This is a genomic window from Actinomadura sp. KC216 (assembly GCF_004348535.1).
Lineage (GTDB): Bacteria > Actinomycetota > Actinomycetes > Streptosporangiales > Streptosporangiaceae > Spirillospora.
Genome location: NZ_SMJX01000058.1, coordinates 1 through 19011, shown reverse-complemented (window position 1 = coordinate 19011; position 19011 = coordinate 1). Strand labels below are relative to the sequence as shown.

Here is a 19011-nt window from a genome sequence, read left to right as displayed (position 1 = left end):
CATGCCGGAACCGCAGACGCCTCCCCCATGCCCGCACTGCGGCACGCCCCGCTCGGGCCGCTTCTGCGAGGTCGACGGGTACGACTTCGACACCGGCTCGCTCCACACCGCCCGGCTCGCCGCCCTCCGCACCGCGGAGGCCATCCGCGCCGCGGTCGGCGACGATCCCGCCGCGCCCGCCGCCGGCCGGGCCAGGCCGCTGATCCCGGCGCAGCGCGGCGGCAGCGGGCCGCATCCCGCCGTGCCACCCGGCGGCCCGGCGGCGCTGATCACCGCCGACCGCGCGTACTTCGACTCGGTGATCGCGCAGATGGGCCCGGACGCGTCGGCGCTGACGTTCCCGCCGTACTGCCCCAAGCGCCGCGTCCCGCTGGCCGGCGAGCAGGTCCGGATCGGGCGGCGCAGCGCGTCCCGCGCGCTCCTGCCGGAGATCGACCTGAGCGGCCCGCCCGAGGACCCCGGCGTCTCGCACCTGCACGCCGTCCTGCTCGCCCGGCCCGGCGGCTCCTGGGCCCTGGTCGACCCCGGGTCGACGAACGGCACCACGCTGAACGGCGGGACGGACCCGATCGAGGTGAACGTGCCGGTGCCGGTCACCGACGGCGACCGTATCCACGTCGGCGCGTGGACGACCATCACGCTTCAGGAAGGCCGGCCATGACGATGACTCCGCCCCACAGATCATCGATCCGGCCAGGCCCTCCCACGGCCCGTCCTCCTGCCCCGCAGCCGCCCGCGCCCGCGCCGGCGCCGTTGCCCGTGCCGCCCCTGCCCACCGACTCGGGCCCGCCCGCCCGCAAGGGCCGCCTGGCGACGTTCGTCCGCGGACGCTGGCTCAGGACGATCCCCGGCCGCATCGGCACGCACGTCGCGCTGTGCCTGGCCGCGATCCTCGCGCTGCTGGTGGTCATGAACGTCGCGATCGGGAACGCGCGCGACTCCGTCCAGACGATCGGGCACGACGCGGGCCCGCAGGTCGTCACGACCAGCACGCTGTACTTCGCGCTCAGCGACATGGACGCGCAGGTCTCCAACATCCTGCTCATCGGCCGCGAGCACGGCCTCGGCATCGGCTACGACGAGTCGCTGCGCCTCTACGAGCAGCGCCGCGCGGAGGCCGACGCCGCCGCCGTGATGGCCGCGCAGCTCGCCGGACGCGACCCGGCGCTCCGCCGCACCGTCCAGGAGGTCCTCGACGGCCTCGGCAAATACGAGCGGCTCGTCGGCCAGGCGATGAAGCTGGACGAGCAGGCCGCCCACGCGCCGGGCCAGCTCCCGCCGGACGTCATCGACGCCTACCGCCAGGCCACCGACCTGATGAGGACGCAGCTCCTGCCCAAGGCGTACAACATCACGCTCGACACGGGCGCGCACGTCCGGCAGTCGTACGAGACGAAGCGCTCGGCGGTGCTCGCGGGCCGCACCTGGGTCATCGTCACCGGCCTGATCGTCCTGCTGCTCCTGGCCGCGACGCAGCTCTACCTGACACGGACGTTCCGCCGCGTCCTCAACCCTGCGCTGGTCCTCGCGACGCTCGCCGCGCTCGCCCTCGCCTGCGCCGGCGTGGCCCTCCTGACGGCGCAGGCCGGGCACATCGAGAAGGCCAAGGAGGACGGCTTCGACTCGATCCTGCAGCTGTCCAGGGCCCGCGCGATCAGCCACAGCGCGTTCGCCGACGAGAGCCGCTACCTCCTCGACCCCGGACGCGCCGACACCTACGAGCAGAACTACCTCGACAAGTCACTGTCGGTCATCTACCCCGACATCGGCGACAAGCCCGTGAACCTGGAGAACTACTACGCGGGCCTTGAGCAGAAGCTCGGCGCCTACAAGCCCGGCCAGAAGGACGTCCCGTTCCTCGGCTTCTTCGGCGACGAGGCGCGCCGCATGGAGCGCGGCCGCGAGGCGGACGCGCTGAAGAAGACGCTCGACGCGTACCGGACCGTCCAGCGCAACGACGCGCAGATGCGGCGGCTCGCGGCGGCGGGGAACCGGGCGGGCGCCATCGACATGCGGATGGGGCGCACGTCCGGCGCGATCCGCGACTTCGGCGCCTACGACAAGGCGCTGAGCGAGCTGACGGCCGTCCACCAGGACGTCTTCGACAGGGAGATCGAGGACGCGGACGGCGGCCTGCGCGGCTGGACGGCGATCCCGGCGGGCGGCGCCGCCGTCATCGCCCTGCTGATCTTCGCGGGGGTCCGTCCCCGGCTGGCCGAGTTCCGCTGAAGGAGACGAGCATGCACCCCACCCCCCGCGCCGCCGCGATCGCCGCGGCGCTGGTCGCCCTCGCCGGGCTGCCGGGCTGCGGCCTGAGCGGCTCGGAGAAGGAGAGCATGTCCCACAAGGAGTCCCTCGTCATCGGCGTCAAGGAGGACCAGCCCGCCCTCGGCGTCAAGCGCCCGGACGGGACCTACGAGGGCTTCGACGTCGACGTCGCCACCTACATCGCGGGCCGGCTGGGCATCCCGAAGAGCCGGCTCACCTTCAGGACGACGAACTCGTCCGTCCGCGAGAAGGCCCTCGCCGACGGCACCGTCGACATGATCGTCGCGACGTACTCGATCACCGCGAAGCGCAAGATGAAGGTCACGTTCGGGGGCCCGTACTACGTCGCCCACCAGGACACCTTCGTCCGCGCCGACGCCGCCGCGATCAACGACGTGCGGGACCTGAAGGGCAAGCGGATCTGCGAGGTGACCGGCTCGAACTCCTGGCGCCGCGTCATCGAGGAGCGCAAGGTCGCCGCGCAGCCGGTCACCGTGAACACCTACGGCGCCTGCATGGACGCCCTCGCGGCCGGCCGCCTCGACGCCGTCTCCACCGACGACCTGATCCTCGCCGGGTTCGCCGCCGGCCGCCCCGGACGGATGATCAACGCGCCGTTCACCGACGAGAAGTACGGCGTCGGCCTCAGGAAGGGCGACCTGAAGGGCTGCGAGGAGGTCAACCGCGCCATCACCCGCATGTATCAGGACGGCACGGCCCAGCGCCTGCTCACGAAGTGGTTCGGCAAGTCGGGCCTGAAGCTCAACACCAGCGTCCCCCAGTTCGAGGGATGCAGCTGAGCCGGGCCGGGCGGCGCGGGTCAGGGACGCGTGGTCTTGGTCGGGAGCGTGCTCAACGCCTCGCGGAGCGTGTCGTAGATGGGGATGAACTTGTCGATGCCGGTGATGTGGAAGACCCGCTGAACGCGCGGCGGCAGGGCCACCAGCGCGACGACGCTGCCGTGCTCGGTGGCGCGGCGGTTGGCGGCGACGATGGCGTTCAGGCCCGTCGAGTCGCAGAACGTGACCTCGCGCATGTCGACGACCAAGGGCTCGCCGGAGTCCACGACCTCGAACAGCGCCTCCTCGAAGCGCGTGCGGGACACCACGTCGATGTCCCCGTGCACGCGTACAAGGGTGCAGCGGTCGTCGCGCATCAGGTTGATGTCGAAGTCCATGGTCACCTCACGCCCCACTCCGGCGGTACCCGGCCATCTCAGGTGACTCCTCAGGATTGCGCACCCGTGCCCGCAATCCAAGCTCTTCCCGGGAAAAGGACCAGGTCGTCCGGTGGCGCCGCGGACCGTAACACGCCCGGACGGCACCCCCGGTACCCGCTCTAGACACTACCCGACGGGACCTTCCGGAGCGTCCCGCCGCGTCCCGGTACATCCGGGAAACGTCACAATAACTTACTCAAGCGAAACTTACTACATAGTAAGGAATGGCGGATAAGGCCCTACGCGCCATGCTTGACCTGCGTTTGGGCAATTCCTGACCGGGCACGCGCGTTGAAAGCGGGCCGCTGACCCGGGGACGGATCGGCGCAGACGTTACAGTGGCGGTGGGAGAATTCAGGAGGGCCGGGTGTTCTACACGTTCATGACGCGCGTCGTGCGTCCGATCCTCTGGCTGCTTTTCCGCCCCCGCGTCGTCGGCGGCGAGAACGTCCCGAGCTACGGGCCGCTGATCGTGGCGAGCAACCACCTGTCGTTCATCGACAGCTTCATCATCCCCCTCGCCGTCCCGCGCCCCGTCACCTACATCGCCAAGGCCGCCTACTTCGAGGGCGGCGGGCTCAAGAAGGGCTTCGTCCGCTGGTTCCTCACGAACCTCGGGCACGTGCCCGTCCGGCGCGGCGCCCGCCGCGCCGCCATGGGCGCGCTGGAGCAGGCCGCCGAGGTCCTGGAGAACGCCGGCGCGTTCGCGATCTACCCGGAGGGCACCCGCTCCCCGGACGGACGGCTCTACCGCGCCCGCACCGGCGTGGGCTGGCTCGTCCTGGAGTCCGGCGCCCGCGTCCTGCCGGTCGCGCTGGAGGGCACCGAGAAGATCCAGCCGATCGGCGCGTCCCTGCCCCGCGTGTTCGGTCCCCGCCCTACCGTCCGCATCGGACCGCCGATGGACTTCTCCCACTACCGCGACCTGCCGCCCGCCCAGGCCCGCCGCGCCATCGCCGACGAGATCCTCGAGACGATCCAGAAGATGTCGGGCCAGGAGTACGCCGCCGAGTACAACGACCGCGCCGAGCGAGGCTGACTCGGGGGCGTTTCGTCCCGAAGGCGTGTCGTCCGCGGCGACTCGCCCCTTCTGCGCTTAGGGTCGCCGCCATGGCGCACAGGCTCCTCCCGATCGCGCTGCTGTCGACGGCCGCCGCGGTCACCGCCACCGCGTGCGGCGCCGGCGGTGAACGCGCCCGTCCCGTCCACGGCACCGCCCCCGCCGAGATCGCGGGCGTCGGCTACACCTCCGCCGAGCTCGCCCAGGCGCTCCTCCTCCACGTCCCCGGCTACCGCCGCGCGGGCGAGCCCGACTCCGGCGAGTACGGGACGCTCAAGGCCGTCCAGAACGCCGCCAGGCTGCAGCGCGGCACCGTCCTCGACAAGCCCCGCTGCGGGACGGCCCGTCCCGGCGGCGCCGTCGCCCCCGACGTCCCCGCCGCCCTCGTCACCTTCGCCAAGAAGGGCATGACCGTCACCCAGACGCTGATGGGCATGCCCGCCTCGGACGCCGAGAAGCAGGTCAACGCCCGCGTCCCCGCCGACTGCCTGACCTTCCGCACCAAGGTCGGCTCGCACCGCGCCACGCACCGCGTCGTCGAGACCCCGAAGGGCGAGATCGGCGAGGGTTCCCGCACCGTCGGCGTCGCCACCAGCACGGGCACCACCGGCACCCGCACCTGGTACGTCGTCTTCCGCGGCCGCCACTACCTCGCCACGATCACGTTGCACGGCCCCACAGCCACCAGAGCAGAAGCCGAACGCATAGCCCGCGCATCACGCGCCCAGGCATCCAAGATCCTGCCCTAGCCCGTCCGGCAGTTTGAACCCCAGCCGCCGGTTACGGGCAGGCACGCGGAGCGAGCGCCAGCGAGCGCAGCGGGCATGCCCGGCGCGCCGCGTCCCCGCAGCGCAGGGAGCGCCAGCGACCGGAGCGAGGAGACCCGTGCCGCGCAGCCGGGGGGTATGGGGGGTCGCCCCCCAATGGGCCGGGTGCATGGGGCTGGGGTTCCGGATAGCGTTCGCTTTACGTTGCGCGGGGAGTGGCTCCGGGCGGTCGGACCAGGGAGTGACGTTGATCGGTAAGGAGGGCCGGGTGACCGGCAGGGTCGCTCCCGGGACGGTCGGGGAGGTGATGATCCCGGTCCGTGGCGGGGTCGAGGCGTTCTACGCGCATCCCGTCGATCCGCGTGACGAGATCGGCGTCGGGACGATCGTCGTCGTGGTCGAGTATCACCCGCCGCGCACGGTGTACGTGGCGCTCGCGTTCGGGCAGTAGGCACGCGCGCCCCCGGGAGGGGTCCCCGGGGAGTTGTCCCAGAATGGCCGTGTCCAGGTCGAACCATCTGATCGTCCGTTGCGTCTACTGGAAAACGCGGGCGCGCCTGATCACGGGGGCCGGCCGCGCACAACCGAAGAGGAGGCCGTCATGCCCGTGCTCGTGGTGGCGATCGCAGCCGTCGTCGCCCTCATTGTTCTGATCATCTTGTTCAAGCTGGTCTGGCGGGTCGCGGAGCCGAACGAGGCGCTGATCATCTCGGGTCTCGGCGCACGGTCCAAGCCGATCGACGGTGTGGACAGCCTCGGGTTCAAGATCGTGACGGGCAAGGGGACCGCCGTCATGCCGGGCTTCCAGACGTCCCGGCGGCTGCGCCTGGACAGCCGCGCCTCCAACCTCGAAGTGAACTGCGTGACGCAGCAGGGCATCCCGGTCAAGGTCCGCGGCGTGGTCATCTACAAGGTCGGGGACGACTTCGTCTCGATCGCCAACGCCGCGCGCCGGTTCCTGGAGCAGCAGAAGTCGATGGACGGCGCCATCCACGAGCTGTTCACCGGCCACCTCCGCTCGATCATCGGCAACCTCACCGTCGAGGACCTCATCCTCAACCGGGAGCGGCTCACGTCCGAGACCCGCGGGTCGGCCGCCGACGAGATGAGCAAGCTCGGCCTGATCGTGGACTCGCTGCAGATACAGGAGATCGACGACGAGACCGGCTACATCCGCAACCTCGGGCGCCCGCACGCGGCCCGGGTCGCCGCCGCCGCCCGGATCGCCGAGGCCGAGCGGAACCAGGAGGCGACCGTCCGGGAGCAGGAGACCGAGCGGGAGAACGCGGCGGTCATCCGCGACACCCAGATCAAGAAGGCCGAGTACGACGGCCAGGTGAAGCAGGCCGAGCAGCAGGCCCGCCAGGAGGTCATCACCAGGGAGACCCGCAACGCCGAGCTGGAGGCCGAGCGGACCGAGAAGCGGCTGGAGAGCGAGATCCGCAAGCCCGCGGACGCCCGCGCGTACGAGCAGGTCAAGCTGGCCGAGGCGGAGCGCGAGGAGCGCATCGCGCAGGCCCAGGCCGCGGCGACCGAGATCCAGCTGCGGGCGCAGCGGGAGGCGGAGGCGACCCGGCTGCGCGGTGAGGCCGAAGCCCACGCGACCCGCCAGAAGGGTCTCGCGGAGGCGGAGGCGATCAAGGCGCGGGCGGAGGCGCTGGCCAAGAACACCGACGCCGTCATCGCGCAGCAGCTCGCCGAGCAGTGGCCGCAGATCGTCGAGGCGGGCGCGGGCGTGTTCGGCAACGTCGACAACATGGTCGTGCTGAACGGCGCCCAGGGCATCGAGGACATGCTCGCCAAGGCGCTCACGCTCGGCGGCACCGGCCTCGGCGTGGCCCGCCAGCTCCTCGGCAACCTGAACGTCCCGGACGGCAACCCGCAGAACGGCCACGCCCCGGCCGTCGCCGCGACGGTGCCGGCGGAGGCCCCGCAGGAGAAGGCGCCCAAGGAGAAGAACGACGACGAGTGACGTCGCGTGTTCCGTGAAAGGCCCGGCCTGGAGCCGGGCCTTCTCATTTCCATCGGGGGGTCCGAACCCCCCAATAGACTTCCGGCATGTCCGTCCCGCGGCTCGCCGTCTCCGTCGATCTCGTCGTGCTCACCGTGCGGGAGCAGCGGCTGTGCGCCCTGCGGTGGCGGCGCGACCGTGACCCGTACCTGGGCGCGTGGTCGCTGCCCGGCGGGTTCATCCAGCTGGACGAGGATCTTCCCGCGGCGGCGTCGCGGCTGATGGCGGAGCGGGCGGGGCTGGCCGACGTCCGGATCCATCTGGAGCAGCTGGCCACGTACGGGTATCCCGATCGTGACCCTCGGCAGCGGGTGGTGAGCGTCGCCTATCTGGGGCTGGCGCCTGACCTGCCTGCTTCGAGCCGCGCGCAGGTGCTGTGGACGGCCGTGGACGATCTCGTCCACCAGGACAGGGCCGCCTTCGACCACCGGCGGATCCTGTGCGACGGGATGGAGCGCGCGCGGGCGAAGCTGGAGTACACGTCGCTGGCCGCCGCGTTCTGCCCACCGGAATTCACCGTCGCGGAGTTGCGCAGGGTTTACGAAATCGTTTGGGGGACGAGCCTCGACCCGCGGAACTTCCACCGGAAGGTCACCGGCGCCGACCGGTTCCTCATCCCCACGGAGCGGACGACGACGCGGGACGGCGGCCGCCCCGCCCGGCTGTACCGGCGCGGGGACGCCGAGCAGCTGCGCCCGCCGATGCTCCGGCCCCGCGGTCGCGATCTTGGTGCCTGAGCTGGGGTGATGTCGCGGGCATCGGGGGACGGTTGCTATTTTCGCTGGCTATGAACGGTGAGTCGTCCGAAATGCTCAGCCTGCTCGTCCGGGACATCGGGGACGCCGGCGTCGCGGAGATGGCCGGATCGCCGGGATTGGCGGCGGCCGTCGACCAGCATGTGGCGGGCCTGCGGGAGGAACTCGGCGCGCCGGGCGAGCCGCCCGGCGAGGACGAGCTGATGGGCTACCTGCATGATTTCGCCGAGGACGCGTTCAACCGCGGCTGGTGGCCTGATGACACCCGCGACTGGGAGTTCGTCCGGATTGTGGCGGTTTGCTGGATGATGCGGGACGCTGCGTAGGCTGGGGATCATCACCCCTGAGCATCGCAAACTGGAGGACAACGGTGTCCGAGGCAACCACTCCGCGCTTCCGCTCCGTCCTCGACCGGTTCGTGGCCTACAAGCCCGGCAAGGTCGTGGTGTCGCCCGAGGGCCGCTCGTTCAAGCTGTCGTCGAACGAGTCGCCGCACGGTCCGCTCCCGTCGGTCGTGGACGCGATCGGCGAGGCGGCGCGGAACGTCAACCGGTACCCGGACAACAACGCGACCGCGCTGACCGAGGAGATCGCGAAGTTCTGCGGCGTCCCCGCCGACCATGTGGCGGTCGGCTGCGGATCCGTGGGCATGACGCAGATGCTTCTGGAGGCCGTCGCCGAGCCGGGCGCGGAGGTCGTGTACGCCTGGCGGTCGTTCGAGGCGTACCCGCTGCTGGTGTCGCTGTCGGGCGCGACGGCCGTGCAGGTGCCGCTGCGGGACGAGGCGCACGACCTGACCGCGATGGCCGCCGCGATCACCAGCCGGACGCGGCTGATCTTCCTCTGCAACCCGAACAACCCGACGGGCACGATCGTCCGGAAGCCGGAGATCGAGGCGTTCCTGGACCGCGTCCCGTCCGACTGCCTGGTCGTGCTGGACGAGGCGTACCGCGAGTACGTCCGCGACGACGGCGTCCCGGACGGCCTCACCCTCTACGGCGACCGCCCGAACCTCGCGATCCTGCGGACGTTCTCCAAGGCCTACGGGCTCGCCGGGCTCCGGATCGGGTTCCTCGTCGCGCACCCGCTGGTGGCCGGGGCGATCCGCAAGACGTTCCTGCCGTTCAGCGTGAACTCGGTCGCGCAGGCCGCGGGCATCGCGTCCCTGGCGGCCACCGACGAGCTGCTGGCGCGCGTCGAGGGGACGGTGAAGGAGCGCGACCGCGTCCGCGACGCCCTGATCGCCGACGGCTGGACGGTCCCGCCCACCGAGGCCAACTTCGTCTGGCTGCGCCTCGGCCCCCGGACGATGGAGTTCTCCGAAGCCTGCGACGCGCAGGGGATCAGCGTCCGCCCGTTCCCCGGCGAGGGCGCCCGCGTCTCGATCGGCTCGCCCGAGGAGAACGACGCCTTCCTGGCCGTGGCCAAGTCCTTCCCGCACCGCAACTGAGCGCGGGCCCCAGACGCGGGCCCTGAGCGCGGGCCCCTGAGCGGTTCGGCAGGCCCCCGGACGCGCGTGTCGCGTCCGGGGGCCTGCCGCGTCGCCCTCGTCAGCTTGTCTTGGCCGTGGGGCCGAGCTTCTCGACGATCAGGCGGTAGAGCTGGCGCGGACGGCCGGGCTGCGGCGTCCGGTTCGGCGGGAGCGGCCAGGCGAGGCCCTCCTCGACCAGGGTACGCAGGAGGCGGCGGGCGGTGCGCGGGGTGACGCCGAGCATCTTGCCGGCGTTCTCCGCGTCGACGATCAGCGGCTGCTCCTGGTCGCCGAGCTTGTCGGCCAGGCGCGCGAGGATCTCCAGCCCCTTGGGCTTGGCCTGTGGCTGCGTGCGCGGCGGGGTGCGCGGAGCCGGGACGAGGGCGCGGCCGTCGCGGTCCAGGGCGAAGCCCTGGGCGCGCTGGGAGCTCTGGGAGCGGGCGAGGGCGGCGCGGGCGTGGTTCTCCGCCTCGTGCGCGGTGCGGCCCATGCCGATGCCGACCTCGATGGCGAGGCCGAGCTCCTCGCGGACGCGTTCGACGAACGGGGGCGTCCGGAATCCCTCGGTGGACGCGGTGACGGAGCCGCGGGTCGCGATGACGAGGTAGCTGTGGTCGTCCAGTGGCCAGACGGACGCGTTCATCCGGTGCGCCTCCTGGAGGAGGACGCGGTGGAGGGCGAGTTTCAGCTCGTCGCGCCAGTAGCGGGGGGTGACGCGGCGGGGCGTCTCGCGGAGGGTGGGGACGTCGACCAGCACGACGACGAGCTGGGACTCCTCCAGGCGGTGGTGCGCGCCGAGCAGCGCGGCGGTCTGCAGGGAGCTGCGGATCGCGGCACCGGTCGGGCGGACCCGGATGGTCGGGACACCCGCCATCTCCATCCGTTCCGCGGTGGCGTGTACGCAGGTCATCGCGACGGTCGTCGCGCCGCGCCGCCACAGCCGCTCATGGAACGCGGCGAGCGTGCCCGGCCCGGCGGCCTCCTCGCGCAGATGCACCTGCTCGGTGCCGAGGCTGATCTCGGAGTACGCCTCCTCGACCTCGGCGCGCCCGAGCACGTCGATGCTCACCCTGGACGGGTCGAAGCGCTCGTCGAGCGAGGCCCGCAGTAATGCGCCCTGCAGCGCGGCGCCGTTCAGCGGCACGTAGGTGGCGGGCATCGTGAGGACGCCCGCTTTCCGTGCGAAGTCGTAGGGGACGGGACTCGCGAACAGGCACACGTCCACGCCCGATCCCAGCCGCACGACCTTGTCGGCGGCCTCCTGCTCGTCTCGGTAGGCGGCGGCCACCAGCCGGCTTGGTACCGGCGTGGGGCCGTGGCCCATCAGCATGACCCTTTCGACCAGGTCATGGGGGCCCACGACGCCGATCGTGAGGTCGGGGGTGACCGACCCCGTTCGTGCGGCCGTCATCGATGATCGCTCGCTTCCGGTCCATCCTCTCGGCGGGGGTCCGGCCCCGACCACGCGTTCGCGCACGCTCCGCCCAACCGTTGACTCATGGCATGTAGCCCCTGCCTTCTGACCCAGCACCGCTTGGCCGTCCCTCAGCCCCCACCCGCCACCTGTAAGCGGAGAGGGCCCTTGAGGGCAGATCGGGTCAGGGCACCGTTGTGTGACGCTCAGACCCGAAATCGAATCAAGAGTGCTGCGAAAAAGTAACCTACGCGACCCCCTAGTCAGTAATTTGTCACCATTCGGCCAGCCATGATCCTGCATCTTCGGTCGTCCGAAGTTGAAAAACAAGACCCGAAATCATCCGCGGACGACCGTTCTGGCGCTGTTGCGCACAGTGAAGACCCGCGGAGCGCGGGTTTGGTTTACGCAAGGCCGAAACCCGTCCGTCCCGATGCCGGTCGGGCCGGAAAGACGAGTGATCCGTTACGGCCGGGCCGATCGGCGGGCTCGGTGATTTTCTACCGCGTTACGGTCCGTCCGATCGGGACCGTTCCACCGTGTCTCTTCCCAGCTCAGTGAGACGCGAACCGGCGGGCCGGGACGCGTCCACCACAGCGATAAGTGATCACCTGATCACGCACTGCTGAACAATTTCCCGGCCCGCCGTTACACGATCCGTCAGGCGCTACTCCCGAGTTGGTCAGGACGGGGCCACATTCGGCCGATTCGCCGTCCCGTCCCGGAACCGCCTCGGGCGCGCGGTCGCCGGGGCCTAGTCGGCCTCGCGGACGATCTCGGCGCCGAGCTGGGACAGGCGCTCGGCGGTGTGCGCGTGGCCGCGGTCGAGGTAGTAGGCGGAGGTGATCGTCGTCTCGCCCTCGGCGGCGAGGCCCGCGAGGACGAGGGCGCTGCCGCAGCGCAGGTCATGGGCCTCGACCTCGGCGCCGCGCAGGCCGCGCGGGCCGTTCACCTTGGCCCGGTTGCCGTTCACCTCGATGTCGGCGCCCATCTTGGTCAGCTCGTCGGCCAGCTTGAACCGGCCGTCGAAGATCCGCTCGTAGATGTAGGACGGCCCCTCGGCGAGGCAGGACAGCGCCATCATCGGCGACTGGAGGTCGGTGGCGAAGCCCGGGTACTCGTCGGTGATGACGTTGATCGGGCGCAGCGTCCGGTCGCGGCGGACCTGCAGCACCGCGCCCTGCTGGTGGAACTCCAGGCCCATCTGCTCCAGCTTGTCGGCCGCGACGCCGAGGTGCTCCAGCGTGGCGCCGACGAGGTTCAGCTCGCCGCCGGTGATCGCGGCGGCCATCACGAACACGCCCGCGTCGATCCGGTCGGGCATCACGGTGTGCTCGACGGCGGTCAGCTCGTCCACGCCCTCGACGGTGACGAACCCGGTGCCGCCGCCGCTGATCTTGGCGCCCATCGCCTGCAGGATCGCGATGTTGTCCAGCACCTCGGGCTCCAGCGCCGCGTTCTTGATCAGCGTGGTGCCGCGGGCCAGCGCCGCCGCCATGATCAGGTTCTCGGTGCCGGTGTGCGAGGGGGTGTCGCAGTAGAGCGTCCCGCCGCGCAGGTCACCGGCCTTGATGTGGATGATGCCGTCGCCGTTGTCGGCCACCTGCTCGGTGACCGTGGCGCCCATCCGCTTGAAGCCGTTGTAGTGGAAGTCGAGGTTGCGGCTGCCGAGGTTGCAGCCGCCGACGCCCTCGATGACCGCCTCGCCGAGCCGGTGCAGCAGCGCGGGGACGAACAGGAACGAGCCGCGGAACCGGGACGCGATGTCGGCGGGCAGCACCGGGCTGCTCAGCGACGACGCGTCGATCACGAGGGTGCGTTCGTTCTCGTGCAGCTCGGCCTTCGCCCCCACGGCCCGCGCGAGCTCCACGGCGCGCCGGACGTCCTCGATGATCGGGACGTTGCGCAGGACGGTCCGGCCCTTGGAGGCCATCAGCGAGGCGCCGATCATCGGCAGTACGGCGTTCTTGGCGCCCTGGACGAATACGGTGCCGTGCAGCCGTTGCCCACCGCGCACGCGATAGCGAACCTCGTGGCCCATGCTCATGCCGCCTTACTCCTTCTCGGTGCGGATAGTTCCTGCAAGTGGGAGCACGAGGGCCGAGCGCGCCGAACGGTCCCCCCTCTGCGCCAACGCGACCCCAGTAAACCATCGGGCCGGGTGTGTCGGCTCCCAGCCCGCGCCACGTGGGCATCTGGTGAACACTCTCCTCCTCGGCCGGCCCGCGTGGGCATCCCCTGCGCCCCGGCCGGAGGAAAGTGTTCAGTCTGTCCGTTGGGATGCCCACAAGGCGGAGAAAGTTCAGTCTTCCCCGATGGAGGCGAAGCAAAAGCCTTGATCAGACCGGCGGGACCTCGCCGCCGTCCAGGGCCTCGGCGGCTTCGAGGACCTCGACCGGGTCGCCGAGGGTGAGGGTGCCGAGACGGCGGGGCACGCAGTTCTGGCCGAACTGGATACCGCCGTCGCGGGTGCGGTAGGTGGCGAGCGTCCGCAGCGGCTCGCGGCCGCGCTCGCCGGTCTCCTGGTCGGTGGTGGTGACGAGGCACCGCTTGCACGGCCGGACGGCCTCGATGACGGTCTCGCCGATGCGCAGCAGCCGCGCGCCGTCCTCGCCGAACGCGCCGAGCCCCTCGACGACCAGGCTCGGGCGGAACCGGTTCATGGGGAGCGGCTCGTCCAGACGCGCGTTGAGGTCGGCGAGGGACTCGGCGGAGATGAGCAGCAGCGGGTAGCCGTCGGCGAACATCACCTCGCCGCCGCCATGGCGGGTGGGCCGGTGCCCGGTGAAGCGCACCAGCCTGCACTCATGGCCGAGGACGGCCGTGAACCATTCCGCCGCCTCCTCGCCCTGGTCGATGCCCTGGCATTCCTTCCGGTGGACGGTCACGTCCAGGATTTCGCCGCTCTCCAGCGCTTTATGGGCGAGCGGTGAGGCGGCGCCCGGCGCGTCGACCGTGAGGATCTCGCCGTCATAGGACGGACGCAGCAACGCCATCCCCGCGAGTTCCCGCTGGGACAGGAAACGGCCCTCGGGCGTGACGAGCATGAACTCACGATCGAACGGCAGGCCCCTGGCGGACAGTTCCGCGGTGCGCAGCGCGGTCCCGCCGCCGCCCTTGAGCGGGTAGGCGTTCAGTTCGACGAGCGTCGCCGTCAAGGTCCCTCCCAAAGGGGCTGGGGTCGGCTACTGGGAGCGGCGGGTACTGAAGAGTGGCGGTTCCTGAAGGGGCGGTTACTGGAGGGCGGCCAGGCGGTCGAAGACGAGGGCGAGGCGCTCGACGAAACGTTCGGGGCGGCACACCTCGTCCAGGCGCGCCTCGTCCAGCTTCAGGCCCGCCTCGGCGGCGTGCCTGCGCAGCGTCTCGCGGAACGGGACGCCGGTCTCCCACGTCTCCATCGCGGCCCGCTGGACGAGCGGGTACGCCTCGTCGTCGCGCGACATCCCGGCCTCGACCAGCTCCAGCAGGACGGTCGAGGTGTGGATGAGGCCGCCGGTCGATTCGAGGTTGGCCAGCATCCGCGCCTCATCGACCACGAGCCCGGACATGAGGCGGTTCGTCAGGTTCAGCATGTAGTCGAGGGCGATGGACGCGTCCGGCAGCGCGATCCGCTCCGTGGACGAATGCGAGATGTCGCGCTCGTGCCACAGCGGAATGCCCTCCAGGACGGGAACGACCTGCGCCCGCACGATCCGCGCCATCCCCGCGAGCCGCTCGGAGATGATCGGGTTCTTCTTGTGCGGCATCGCCGACGAGCCCTTCTGGCCCTTCCCGAACGGCTCCCACAGCTCGCGGACCTCGGTGCGCTGCCCGTGCCGCACCTCCAGCGCGATCGCCTCGCACACCGTCGCCATGATCGCCAGCGCCGACACCCACTCGCCGATGCCGTCCCGCATCACGACCTGCGTCGACACGTCCGCCGAGCGGAGGCCGAGCTTGCGCGCGACGTGCAGCTCGACGGCCGGGTCGATGTTGGAGTACGTCCCGACCGCGCCGGAGATCGCCATCACCCCGACGGCCTCGCGGGCCCGCCGCAGCCGGTCCCGCGACCGGGCCATGGCGAACGCGAAGTCGGCGACGCGGTGGCCCCACACGTCCGGCTCGCCGTGGATGCCGTGCGTGCGCCCGACCCGCAGCGTCGCCTTGTGCGCGAGCGCGTGGTCGCGCAAGGTCGCGACGAGCGCGTCGGCCTTGGCGAGCAGGATGTCGGTCGCCTCGACGAGCTGCAGCGCCAGCGCCGTGTCGAGCAGGTCGGACGACGTCATCCCGAAGTGGACGTACCGGGCCGCCTCGCGGGGCTCGGTGTTGTCCGCCCACGCCGACAGGAACGCGATCACGTCGTGCTGCGTGACCGCCTCGATCGCGTGCACCGCCTCGGGCGTCGGCGGCGGCGCGTTCCGGACCGGCTCGACCACCTCCGGCGGGATCGTGCCGGCCTCGGCGTGGGCCTCGACCACCAGGGTCTCGACCCGGCACCACAGCTCGTACTTGTGCGCGTCGCTCCAGACGCGTCCCATTTCCGGAAGCGTGTACCGTTCGATCACCCGACGATTGTCCCAGGCCGACGGGCCCGCCGTCCGCCCGGGTCTCGGCGTTTCAGGCCCTGGTCTGGATCGCCTTCAGCGCGATGTCCGAGCGGTGGTGCGAACCGCGCAGGCCGATCTTCGAGACCGCCTCGTAGGCGGCGCCGCGGGCCGCGCCCAGGTCGGCGCCGGTGCCGACGACGTTGAGGACCCGCCCGCCGGACGCGACGAGCCGCCCGTCCGCGTCGAGCTTCGTGCCCGCGTGCAGCACGTAAGCGCCCTCGACCTCCGCCGCCTCGGCCAGCCCGGTGATCTCGTCGCCCTTCACCGGCGCGGCCGGATACCCCTCGGCCGCCACCACGACCGTGACCGCCGCGCCCGGACGCCACTCGGGCCGGAACGCCGGGTCGAGGCCGCCGATCGCGCACGCCTGCAGGAGCTTCCCGATCGGCGTCGCCAGCCTGTCCAGGACGACCTGCGTCTCCGGATCCCCGAACCGCGCGTTGAACTCCACCACCTGGACGCCCTTCGACGTCAGCGACAACCCCGCGTACAGCACGCCCACGTAGGGGGTCTCGCGGCGGCGCAGCTCGTCCACGGCGGGCTGCACGACCCTGGCCATGACCTCCTCCACGAGCTCCGGCGGCGCCCACGGAAGCGGCGTGTACGCGCCCATCCCGCCCGTGTTGGGACCCTCGTCGCCGTCGTACGCGCGCTTGAAGTCCTGCGCGGGCAGCAGCGGGACGGCGTGCTCCCCGTCGCACAGCGCGAACAGGGAGACCTCGGGGCCGTCCAGGAACTCCTCGATCACCACCCGCTCGCACCCGGCGGCATGCCGGGACGCGGCCGCGCGGTCCCCGGTGACGACGACGCCCTTGCCCGCCGCGAGCCCGTCGTCCTTCACCACGTACGGCGGGCCGAACGCGTCGAGCGCCTCCTCCACCTGCGTCGTCGTGTCGCACACCCGCGAGTCGGCGGTCGGCACGCCCGCCTCCGCCATGATCTCCTTCGCGAACGCCTTGGACGCCTCGATCCGCGCCGCGGCCCGGTCCGGCCCGAAGCACGGGATCGCGGCCTTCCGCAGTGCGTCGCCGACACCCGCCACCAGCACCGCCTCAGGCCCGACCACCACGAGATCGACCCGCAGCCGCTCCGCCAGCTCCGTCACCGCCGTCGGATCGGTCGGATCGAGCTGATGGTTGTCCGCGATCTCGGCCGTGCCCGGATTGCCCGGGGCGCAGTGGAGGGCGGTGACGACAGGGTCACGGTGCAGGGCGCGCGCGAGCGCATGCTCGCGGCCACCCGATCCAAGGACGAGTACTCGCACGCCACGCGAGCTTACTTGCACGGCTTGAGGCGGCCGTCACACCGGGGGCGTGTGAACCTCGCCGAGGCGGGCGGCGTCCTAAATGTCGGCTGGTAAGCTTCCACAGGCTTTACCGCTCGCCGTGAGACGCGTGAAAGGAGGTGGTCGGGATGAGTCCTGGTGATCCTTGCAGTTCGCCGGAAAACCCTCACAGTCCGGGCAGGACTGTCCGACCGTCCGCCTTCATCCGGCGTCCGGCCACCGTTACCGCGCGCTCCCTTCGCTGACCGGCCTGGGTCGAGCGCGCCACCGCGCGCGTGGCCGGCGGGTTAGGAGCACCTCATGGCCATGACACGTGTCCGGCCGGGCCGCGCACTGTTCAAGACCCGCGGCCGCCCCACCGGCGTCCAAGCCCCGCACCGCGGCTCCGCCGTCATCGACTGGGCCGCCTACATCGACGGGCACCGCGCCTCCACCGACACCGTCGCCGACGCCGTCCGCCTCATCCGCGACGGCCGGCTCACCGCCGACGGCGACAGCGCCGGCTTCGTCTGGGTCGGCCTGCACGAGCCGTCCGCCACCGAACTCACCGAACTCGCCGAGGTCTTCGGCCTGCACCCGCTCGCCGTCGAGGACGCCATCCACGCCCACCAGCGGCCCAAGCTGGAGCGCTACGACGACGTCCACTTCGTCGTCATGAAGACCGTCGGCTACGTCTCCAGCGAGCCCGGCGGCGCCGAGGTCGTCGAGACCGGCGAGATCATGATCTTCTGCGGGCCCGACTTCGTCGTCACCGTCCGGCACGGCAAGCACGGCGCGCTCGGCCCCGTCCGCCGCGACCTGGAGAAGGACCCCGGCCGCCTCGCGCTCGGCCCCGCCGCCGTCCTGCACGCCGTCGCCGACCGCGTCGTCGACGGCTACGTCGGCGTCGCCGAAGCCGTCATGGAGGACATCGACGAGGTCGAAGAGGCCGTCTTCTCCCCCGAGCGGACCGACGAGTCCCGCCGCATCTACCGCCTCAAGCGCGAGGTCATCCAGCTCAAGCGCGCCGTCGGCCCCCTCGCCGGCCCGCTGCGCCACCTGTCGGGACGCCGCTTCGTCCCCGCCGAGATCAAGGAGTACCTGCGCGACGTCGAGGACCACCTCACCCGCGTCCGCGAGCAGGTCGAGGCGTACGACGAGCTCCTCAACCCGATCCTGCAGGCCCACATGACGCAGGTCACCGTCGCCGACAACCGCGACATGCGGAAGATCTCCGCCTGGGGCGCCATCTTCATGGTCCCCACCGCCATAGCGGGGATCTACGGGATGAACTTCGACTTCATGCCGGAAACCCAATGGCGCTTCGGCTACCCGATGATCCTCGCCGTCATCGCGACGGCCTGTCTGAGCCTGTACAGAGGCTTCCGCAGAAACGGCTGGTTGTAGTTTATTGGGGGGCCTTTTCTATCTGGGGGGCGACCCCCAGACCCCCGGCTGCGCGGCACGGGTCTCCTCGCTCCGGTCGCTGGCGCTCCCTGCGCTGCGGGGACGCGGCGCGCCGGGCATGCCCGCTACGCTCGCTGGCGCTCGCTCCGCGTGCCTGCCCGTAACCGGCGGCTGGGGTTCAAGCCCTCGTCGGGTCAGTCTGCGAGGTGCGTGCCAGTGGCGAGCTGGTTGAGGCGGTCGGGGTAGTCGGTGACTATCGCGTCTACGCCGTACTTGGTGAAGCGGGTCATGTCTTCGGGGGCGTTGACTGTCCAGACGATGACCGGGAGTCCTGCGGAGTGGGCCTGGTCTACCAGGGCGGGCGTTGTTAGGACGTGTTCTGGAGAGATGGCCGTCGCGCCGATTGCGGATGCGGACGCGACGGGGTTCTCCGGGGAGTGACCCGCTAGCCAGGGGGTGTCCTCGGTGAGGGTTTTGCGTTCGTAGAGGGCTACTCGGCCGAACTCTGGGTGGTGGTCTCGGGCTCTTGTCAGGACGCGCCAGTCGAAGGCCAGGAGGCGGGTTCGGGCTGTCAGGTCGGCGGCCTTCAGGACGTCCACCGTGGCGTTGAGGAGGGCGTCTATCTCGGTCAGGGGCCAGGTGGGGTCGGTTTTTAGTTCTACCGAGAGCGTTATGTCTGCTGGGGCCAGTAGCTCGCAGGCCTCGGTGAGGGTGGGGATTCTGGCGCCGGGGACCGGGGTCTGCGTGAAGCGGTCGTGGGGGCGGGTGCCTGCGTCGATGGTGCGGAGT

The 19011-nt window shown here is 71.2% G+C and carries 18 protein-coding genes; 11 read left to right on the top strand and 7 right to left on the bottom strand.

Features of this window, described 5'->3' with window-relative positions:
• Nucleotide 1 precedes the first annotated feature (1 nt).
• The 3 genes from E1264_RS13050 to E1264_RS13040 all read left to right on the top strand — a co-directional run bounded on the left by E1264_RS13050 (nt 2) and on the right by E1264_RS13040 (nt 3068).
• Entirely contained in the window at nt 2-661 is a 660-nt protein-coding gene (locus E1264_RS13050) for an FHA domain-containing protein (RefSeq protein WP_132173043.1), read from the top strand.
• 98 nt (nt 662-759) lie between these two features.
• Nucleotides 760-2229 carry a hypothetical protein gene (locus tag E1264_RS13045; RefSeq protein WP_243710906.1) on the top strand — a complete coding sequence of 490 codons (1470 nt, stop codon included), beginning with the start codon at nt 760-762 and terminating at the stop codon, nt 2227-2229.
• A gap of 11 nt (nt 2230-2240) precedes the next feature.
• Nucleotides 2241-3068, top strand: a complete 828-nt coding sequence (locus E1264_RS13040) for a glutamate ABC transporter substrate-binding protein (protein WP_132173041.1) — start codon at nt 2241-2243, stop codon at nt 3066-3068.
• A 20-nt stretch (nt 3069-3088) separates the two neighbouring features.
• Here the strand turns inward: E1264_RS13040 and E1264_RS13035 are convergent, their stop codons facing one another.
• Entirely contained in the window at nt 3089-3445 is a 357-nt protein-coding gene (locus tag E1264_RS13035; RefSeq protein WP_132173039.1) for an STAS domain-containing protein, read from the bottom strand.
• 409 nt (nt 3446-3854) lie between these two features.
• Between E1264_RS13035 and E1264_RS13030 the strand changes: the two genes are divergently transcribed.
• The 7 genes from E1264_RS13030 (at nt 3855) to hisC (ending at nt 9530) form a co-directional block, all read left to right on the top strand.
• Complete coding sequence (locus E1264_RS13030; protein WP_243710905.1) at nt 3855-4526, top strand: lysophospholipid acyltransferase family protein; 672 nt, start codon at nt 3855-3857, stop codon at nt 4524-4526.
• Between the two features lie 71 nt (nt 4527-4597).
• Nucleotides 4598-5296: a hypothetical protein gene (locus tag E1264_RS13025; RefSeq protein WP_132173037.1), complete on the top strand. Its 699-nt coding sequence runs from the start codon at nt 4598-4600 to the stop codon at nt 5294-5296.
• Between the two features lie 286 nt (nt 5297-5582).
• On the top strand, nt 5583-5765 hold the full coding sequence (locus tag E1264_RS13020) for a hypothetical protein (protein WP_243710904.1): 183 nt from the start codon (nt 5583-5585) through the stop codon (nt 5763-5765).
• Nucleotides 5766-5915: 150 nt separating this feature from the next.
• The gene (locus tag E1264_RS13015; RefSeq protein WP_132173033.1) at nt 5916-7286 is read left to right on the top strand and encodes a flotillin family protein; all 1371 of its coding nucleotides are present in this window, start codon (nt 5916-5918) and stop codon (nt 7284-7286) included.
• Nucleotides 7287-7372: 86 nt separating this feature from the next.
• Nucleotides 7373-8062, top strand: coding sequence for an NUDIX domain-containing protein (locus E1264_RS13010; protein ID WP_132173031.1), 690 nt, complete (start codon nt 7373-7375; stop codon nt 8060-8062).
• A 50-nt stretch (nt 8063-8112) separates the two neighbouring features.
• On the top strand, nt 8113-8406 hold the full coding sequence (locus E1264_RS13005; RefSeq protein WP_132173029.1) for a DUF6401 family natural product biosynthesis protein: 294 nt from the start codon (nt 8113-8115) through the stop codon (nt 8404-8406).
• Nucleotides 8407-8450: 44 nt separating this feature from the next.
• On the top strand, nt 8451-9530 hold the full coding sequence (gene hisC, locus E1264_RS13000) for a histidinol-phosphate transaminase (protein ID WP_132173027.1): 1080 nt from the start codon (nt 8451-8453) through the stop codon (nt 9528-9530).
• 100 nt (nt 9531-9630) lie between these two features.
• On the opposite strand, the gene E1264_RS12995 is transcribed toward hisC, so the two are convergent.
• From E1264_RS12995 to purD, 5 genes are all read right to left on the bottom strand, one after another.
• Entirely contained in the window at nt 9631-10962 is a 1332-nt protein-coding gene (locus E1264_RS12995; RefSeq protein WP_132173025.1) for a transcriptional regulator, read from the bottom strand.
• Between the two features lie 757 nt (nt 10963-11719).
• Nucleotides 11720-13006: a UDP-N-acetylglucosamine 1-carboxyvinyltransferase gene (gene murA / locus E1264_RS12990; RefSeq protein WP_132173059.1), complete on the bottom strand. Its 1287-nt coding sequence runs from the start codon at nt 13004-13006 to the stop codon at nt 11720-11722.
• A gap of 298 nt (nt 13007-13304) precedes the next feature.
• Nucleotides 13305-14123 (bottom strand): MOSC N-terminal beta barrel domain-containing protein, encoded by an 819-nt coding sequence (locus E1264_RS12985; protein ID WP_132173023.1) that lies wholly within the window; start codon nt 14121-14123, stop codon nt 13305-13307.
• A 75-nt stretch (nt 14124-14198) separates the two neighbouring features.
• Nucleotides 14199-15509, bottom strand: a complete 1311-nt coding sequence (purB, locus tag E1264_RS12980) for an adenylosuccinate lyase (RefSeq protein ID WP_132173021.1) — start codon at nt 15507-15509, stop codon at nt 14199-14201.
• A gap of 52 nt (nt 15510-15561) precedes the next feature.
• The gene (gene purD, locus E1264_RS12975) at nt 15562-16815 is read right to left on the bottom strand and encodes a phosphoribosylamine--glycine ligase (RefSeq protein ID WP_132173019.1); all 1254 of its coding nucleotides are present in this window, start codon (nt 16813-16815) and stop codon (nt 15562-15564) included.
• A 321-nt stretch (nt 16816-17136) separates the two neighbouring features.
• Here purD and E1264_RS12970 point away from each other — a divergent pair, with 321 nt between their 5' ends.
• On the top strand, nt 17137-18222 hold the full coding sequence (locus tag E1264_RS12970) for a magnesium and cobalt transport protein CorA (protein ID WP_132173017.1): 1086 nt from the start codon (nt 17137-17139) through the stop codon (nt 18220-18222).
• A gap of 194 nt (nt 18223-18416) precedes the next feature.
• On the opposite strand, the gene E1264_RS12965 is transcribed toward E1264_RS12970, so the two are convergent.
• Nucleotides 18417-19011 (bottom strand): glycerophosphodiester phosphodiesterase family protein (locus tag E1264_RS12965; RefSeq protein WP_132173015.1); only part of this gene is annotated, 595 nt, incomplete at its 5' end.

Excerpts from the sequence above, each read along its gene's own strand:
- E1264_RS13050 (WP_132173043.1), top strand. The coding sequence starts at position 2 with ATGCCGGAACCGCAGACGCCTCCCCCATGCCCGCACTGCGGCACGCCC.
- E1264_RS13040 (WP_132173041.1), top strand. The coding sequence starts at position 2,241 with ATGCACCCCACCCCCCGCGCCGCCGCGATCGCCGCGGCGCTGGTCGCC.
- E1264_RS13035 (WP_132173039.1), bottom strand. The coding sequence starts at position 3,445 with ATGGACTTCGACATCAACCTGATGCGCGACGACCGCTGCACCCTTGTA.
- E1264_RS13025 (WP_132173037.1), top strand. The coding sequence starts at position 4,598 with ATGGCGCACAGGCTCCTCCCGATCGCGCTGCTGTCGACGGCCGCCGCG.
- E1264_RS13015 (WP_132173033.1), top strand. The coding sequence starts at position 5,916 with ATGCCCGTGCTCGTGGTGGCGATCGCAGCCGTCGTCGCCCTCATTGTT.
- E1264_RS13010 (WP_132173031.1), top strand. The coding sequence starts at position 7,373 with ATGTCCGTCCCGCGGCTCGCCGTCTCCGTCGATCTCGTCGTGCTCACC.
- E1264_RS13005 (WP_132173029.1), top strand. The coding sequence starts at position 8,113 with ATGAACGGTGAGTCGTCCGAAATGCTCAGCCTGCTCGTCCGGGACATC.
- E1264_RS12995 (WP_132173025.1), bottom strand. The coding sequence starts at position 10,962 with ATGACGGCCGCACGAACGGGGTCGGTCACCCCCGACCTCACGATCGGC.
- murA (WP_132173059.1), bottom strand. The coding sequence starts at position 13,006 with ATGGGCCACGAGGTTCGCTATCGCGTGCGCGGTGGGCAACGGCTGCAC.
- E1264_RS12970 (WP_132173017.1), top strand. The coding sequence starts at position 17,137 with ATGGCCATGACACGTGTCCGGCCGGGCCGCGCACTGTTCAAGACCCGC.